Origin of the sequence: Sphingomonas sp. PAMC 26605, from assembly GCF_000241485.1 — a bacterium.
GTDB lineage: Bacteria > Pseudomonadota > Alphaproteobacteria > Sphingomonadales > Sphingomonadaceae > Sphingomonas.
The window spans coordinates 147,646-152,823 of record NZ_JH584243.1 but is presented as its reverse complement, the minus strand read 5'-3'; the positions used below and the strand labels follow the sequence as shown (position 1 = coordinate 152,823).

Sequence of the window (5,178 nt, the reverse complement as noted above, 5' to 3'; positions counted from 1 at the left end):
TCAGTAGCCTGCGGCTTCCTCTGGCGAATGACCTCGGCGATGCACGAGCATAGTGCGCTCGAAGCTCATCACTTCCTTGCCTTCCTGATTCACGCCAAGCGTGGACACGGTGACAATGCCCTGGGTCGGTCGACTCTTGCTTTCCCGCTTATGCAATACGGTGCTCTCTGCGTAGAGCGTGTCGCCCGCGAACACTGGGTGCGTTGCCTTGACCTTGTCCCAGCCGAGATTGGCGACGACCTTGGCCGAAACCGTCCGAACCGACATGCCAGTGAGAAGGGCGAGCGTGAACGTCGAGTCCACCAACATTTTCTTCCATTCTGTCTTGGCAGCATAGGCAGCATCAAAATGAACCTGCTGGACGTTCAGAGTGAGCAACGTGAAATACGTGTTGTCGACGTCAAGTACGGTGCGGCCTGGGCGATGCTCGAAGACGTCGCCTGGAACGAAGTCCTCAAAGAAGAGGCCCGATGTTTCACGGTAGCGGTGCTCTCCAACAGTCTTATAGGCGGGTAAAAGGGTGTCCATTAGATATATCCTTGAGCGGTAAGGGACATGAATCTCGGAGATATCAGCCAGCCGCAGCCAGTACGCGTCGCGCCTTTCGGGCGACGGCTTCGTCAATCATCTTGCCATCGACTGTACCGACGCCGTTGATGTTTGTGGCAACGATCGATCGGGCGGCTTCGATCGCGGCAGCTGACGGGGTCAGCACCGCGTTGATCGGAGCGATTTGAGACGGATGTATTGCTGCCTTTGCGATAAATCCGTGATCAACCGCGCGTTTGGCCTCCGCCGCGCAGCCGGCTGTATCGCGCACATCGAAAAACGGGGTATCGATCGGGGCTATCGTCGCGAGCGCGCACGCAGCCACGATCTGGGCGCGGACAGATACCAAGGGCTCCCAAGCGGTGACACAACCGAGATCCGCCGCCATGTCAGCGGCGCCGAACATCAGACCTACCAGCCGTCCGGAGGCCCCAGCGATCGCTTCGATCTCTCGCAGACCGCGCACGCTTTCGATAATCGCGACAAGGCGAGTGTCTTTCCCTGCCGACGTAAGTAGCCGATCCATTATCTCGACATGACCGGCACTTTCGACCTTCGGAATCACAAGGTAATCTGGCACCGCGGTATGTCTGATCAAGGCGTGCAGGTCAGCGATGCCGGCTGCGGTGTCGAGACCGTTGACGCGTAGCGCATGACCGATTCGGCTCGGTGTCGACGCATTGGCGGCAAGCCAATCCAGCGCAACGGTACGCGCACCGTCCTTGTCCGCTGGCGCCACCGCATCTTCGAGATCGATGATGAGCACATCAGCACTGATCTCGGCCGCTTTTGCGAATCTTTCCGGCCGCGTACCGGGCGTGAAAAGCCAGCTGCGGGTCGGCTCGCTGCTCATATGTGGCATCGTGGGATCCTCATTCGCTAGATAGCGTAGGCGTAGCTGAGCGCACGCTTGGTCCAGCACATTGAACTATAGTTCTTCGGACGTTTTACCTTGGCGCAGGAGTCTACGTCATGGGAGCGGTCGTCAGCTCGTTCCGTTGAAGAACAACGAGTCGACAGGGCGCGGCATGACGCTGCAAGCGCGTCCTTTAGTATGACGCACGTTTATCCTACATCCTCACCGAGCCGGCACTCCGCTCGCTCGATCCGACATCGCTTGGCGCCACCAGGAGTAGATCGCAGCGCTGCAATCTCTCGGTGTTCGACCGCAGCCGGACCGACCCATCCGTTTGGCATCAGGCAAATCGCCAGTTTCAGCTTAACCGTCCAGCGGGTGCCAGCCCGATACCATCGACAATCTCGGCACGACCAATCACACGACCGACCGTATGACTACTCGCTGCAACTCCGGTTGGTTCAATAGTGTCGTCTGAAATCGCCGCCCGTTTAAAGAGCCGTCATCACCAGTCGAACACCTTTCGTTTAAGGCGACCATTAGACTGCGCTAAGGCTCCCTCGCGCGTTGCTACGAACGTGACGCAAGTACGATTGATTGTCGGTGCCGTCGATCGTGCGTTAATCCGGACCCCCTTCATCTTCCGCGAGTTTTCGCATAGCTCCTGGGCGCATTGCGAACCGACGCTGGAGCGCCCTGCTCAGTGCCGCTTCGGACTGATATCCAGCGTCTACGGCGATTTGTCCTAGGCCATCGGAAGTCTGAGCAATTCTATTGCGGGCGATCCCCAGTCGCACCTCCGTCAAAAAGGCCAAAGGGGGTATGCCGCTTAGTCGGCGAAATGCACGAACCAGGGTCGCCCGCGATACCATCGCTACCGACGCCAACTCATCCAGCGCCCAGTTTTTTGCAGGCTCGTTCAACATAGCGGTCACCGCGCGGCCGGTCTCGCGCGCACTGAGCAGTGCGAGCAGCCCGTTGGCTGGGGGCTCTGTCTCAAGATGGTGGCGGAGCAGCATCATGAATAGTCCGCTCGCCAAATCACGCGTAATCGCTGCGGCTCCTCCCCGGTCCAGGGTTAACTCTTCCCGGATCATCGTCACCAGACTGCTAAAGCTTGACATACCGCCCAATCGAAGCACGATTACGTGCGGAAGAGTTCTCAGCAGCAAGTTTTCGCTCGTGGTTTCAAGATGAAGACGGCCGCATATCAACTCCGTCTCGACTGGCGCGCCCTGGGTCTCTTTGACACGAATATAGTCGCGATAGGTGACGACCACGTCGCGAAATTCAGGATTTGGGCCGCCGCCGTAAACCACGTGCGCGTCCCCATGCGGAAGCAACAGGACATCTCCTGCCTCTAGCATGACCCCCGGCTGGCCGGTCCGCTCGATCGAGCAGGCGCCTTTCGTCACTATGTGAAATGCTACCCAACCCTGCTGCTCCTGCTGATGCACCGCGCGCCAAGCACCGCCAAATCGGCAAAAGTCCTGTATTTCCGGCCGTACGCGAAGCATCGGCGCGAGGATGGTCAAGGGATCTTGCAGTTCCGGCACTCGGGACACCTTCACATTGATCCGCGCGGTCATGAGCGCGCGTCGCACGGAGATCAACTTTTCCTCGCGCCAGCCACAAATATGCATGGTCAACATAAGGATGAACGCCGTGCACATGCTCGATTGGAATACGTACCGGGGTCAGATCGTCGCCGGGGTTGGCCGCCTCGCCAAGCTGACCCCGGATACCATAAAGGGCTATGCCCAACTAACACAGGCCGGCTCCAAAACGGAGCATCTCGACGCGAAGACGCGGGAATTGATCGCACTCGCGGTCGCGGTTACCTTGCGGTGTGACGGGTGCATCGCGGTGCACACCGCGGAAGCTCGCAAACAGGGAGCCTCTCACGGTGAGCTTGCCGAAGCGCTCGGCGTTGCAATCGGCGTCAACGCTGGCGCCGCCCTGGTTTACTCCACCCGTACGATGGCCGCCTTCGACGCGGCGTCTGAAGCCTAAGGATGTTCGGTATGCAAAGCCTTTACACGCGCGCCCTGACGATCGTGGCAACCCGGCGTTCGAGCGGGCTTGGGATCGCAGCAATGAAGATCGCGATCGCGATCATTTTCATCTGGATCGGATGGCTGAAATTCAGCCCTTACGAAGCTGACAGTATCGCGCCATTTGTCGCGAACAGCCCGCTAATGAGGTTCTTTTATGCCTATCCGGCCGACTACGCCGCCCATCTTACGAAGGAGGGAGCCCTGATCCCGGCCCAGCGGGCATGGCAGCTGGCGAATCACACATATGCCTTTTCGCGGGGCCTCGGTACCGTTGAAATTATGATCGGGCTTCTCACTCTTTCAGGGCTTTTCTTCCGCAAAACCGGTCTCTGGGGAGCGATCTTAGCCTTCGCCACGCCATTTGTGACGTTGTCGTTCTTAGCGACAACGCCGGAAGCATGGGTGCCAGCGCTCGGCGATATGCAACACGGGTTTCCCTATCTTTCCGGCCCAGGCAGACTCGTCATCAAGGATGTCGCGCTTCTCGCCGGAGCATGGCTGGTTGTCGCCGATACCGCACGAACGCTGCTTCGGGACAGCGCGGCGGACGCGGTTCCGAAGCGCTCGGTCAAGTTGTCCAGCGTGGCCGCGGAGCGCTTCAAGAGTTTCCGCTTGCATGACACACGGGGTGGAGAAAACCGGTGACCGAAAACACGATCCGGTTCGACGACGGGGCTAACTACGAGCGCGTCATGGGCATATGGAGTCGCTTAGTCGGTGCGGATTTTGTCGATTGGCTCGCACCAGCCGCAGGCTTGCGCTGGATCGACATCGGGTGTGGCAATGGCGCGTTCACCGAATTGCTTTCGCAACGTTGCGCCCCAAGGGAGATCCTCGGTGTGGATCCTTCCGAAGGGCAATTGAACTTCGCACGTGCTCGATCGGGCGATGGCGTTGCAAAATTCGCGCAGGGCGACGCAATGGCACTTCCCAGCGTCAATGGATACTTCGATGCGGCAGTCATGGCTTTGGTTCTGTTTTTCGTGCCTGAACCGATGCGGGGCGTGGCCGAAATGAAACGCGTGGTAAGACCCGGCGGTTTGGTTTCGGCTTACGTCTGGGATGTTTTCGAGCCCGAAGGATTCCCTATGGCTGTTATGTATGCGGAGCTGCGCGATATGGGTTTTACCCCGGACTTGCCACCGAGCGCTGCGGTATCGCGCATTGACGCGCTGATGTCACTTTGGACAGACGCTGGACTAAGCCACGTCGAGTCACGGTTAATCACTGTTCGGCGAACATTTCCCAACTTTTCGAAATTTTGGGAATCTATGGTCGCGGCACTCGAGATGGGTAACGAAACGCGTGGAGTTAGCCAACGATCAAGGTGCTTGTTGAGGGAGCGACTCGCACTGCGATTTCCAGAAGACGAGTCTGGGCTGGTTAGTTACACTTCGCGCGCTAACGCAGTGAAAGGCCGGGTTCCACTTTGACCGTAACCCTCCGGCGGCGGCCGCTTGAGTGTGAGCGTCGGTCGAGATAGCACTGGTGCAAGCGACGGTGTTTGCACCGGTGTTAGCGACGGTGCGATGGGTCAGGTGACGGTAATTTCGGGAGCGGAGCGGCGCCGACTTTGGTCGGACGAGCAGAAGCTCGCGCTCATAGAGGCGGCGTTCGCGCCGGGTGCGAAAGTGGCGCGGGTCGCCGCACGGGCGGATCTTTGGCCAAGCCAGATATACCGCTGGCGCCGTGACCTGCTGGGGTCGCAGAGTATGG

Annotated in this window: 7 protein-coding genes; 4 read left to right on the top strand and 3 right to left on the bottom strand. The window is 59.0% G+C overall.

Features of this window, described 5'->3' with window-relative positions; translation table 11 throughout:
* From ripB to RH90_RS20160, 3 genes are all read right to left on the bottom strand, one after another.
* On the bottom strand, positions 1-528 hold the full coding sequence (gene ripB / locus RH90_RS20170; RefSeq protein ID WP_010188555.1) for a (R)-specific enoyl-CoA hydratase RipB/Ich: 528 nt from the start codon (positions 526-528) through the stop codon (positions 1-3).
* A 43-nt stretch (positions 529-571) separates the two neighbouring features.
* A complete protein-coding gene (gene ripC, locus RH90_RS20165; RefSeq protein ID WP_010188553.1) occupies positions 572-1,411 on the bottom strand; it encodes an itaconate degradation C-C-lyase RipC in 840 nt (279 codons plus the stop codon).
* Positions 1,412-2,025: 614 nt separating this feature from the next.
* Positions 2,026-3,057: an AraC family transcriptional regulator gene (locus RH90_RS20160; protein ID WP_232280451.1), complete on the bottom strand. Its 1,032-nt coding sequence runs from the start codon at positions 3,055-3,057 to the stop codon at positions 2,026-2,028.
* A gap of 19 nt (positions 3,058-3,076) precedes the next feature.
* Here RH90_RS20160 and RH90_RS20155 point away from each other — a divergent pair, with 19 nt between their 5' ends.
* The 4 genes from RH90_RS20155 to RH90_RS20145 form a co-directional block, all read left to right on the top strand.
* Complete coding sequence (locus RH90_RS20155; RefSeq protein ID WP_010188549.1) at positions 3,077-3,418, top strand: carboxymuconolactone decarboxylase family protein; 342 nt, start codon at positions 3,077-3,079, stop codon at positions 3,416-3,418.
* Between the two features lie 2 nt (positions 3,419-3,420).
* Complete coding sequence (gene rclC / locus RH90_RS20150; protein ID WP_010188547.1) at positions 3,421-4,107, top strand: reactive chlorine resistance membrane protein RclC; 687 nt, start codon at positions 3,421-3,423, stop codon at positions 4,105-4,107.
* The gene (locus RH90_RS22935; RefSeq protein ID WP_010188542.1) at positions 4,104-4,895 is read left to right on the top strand and encodes a class I SAM-dependent methyltransferase; all 792 of its coding nucleotides are present in this window, start codon (positions 4,104-4,106) and stop codon (positions 4,893-4,895) included. The genes rclC and RH90_RS22935 overlap by 4 nt, the downstream gene beginning before the upstream one ends.
* Before the next feature lie 96 nt (positions 4,896-4,991).
* Positions 4,992-5,178 (top strand): transposase (locus RH90_RS20145; protein WP_010188541.1); only part of this gene is annotated, 187 nt, incomplete at its 3' end.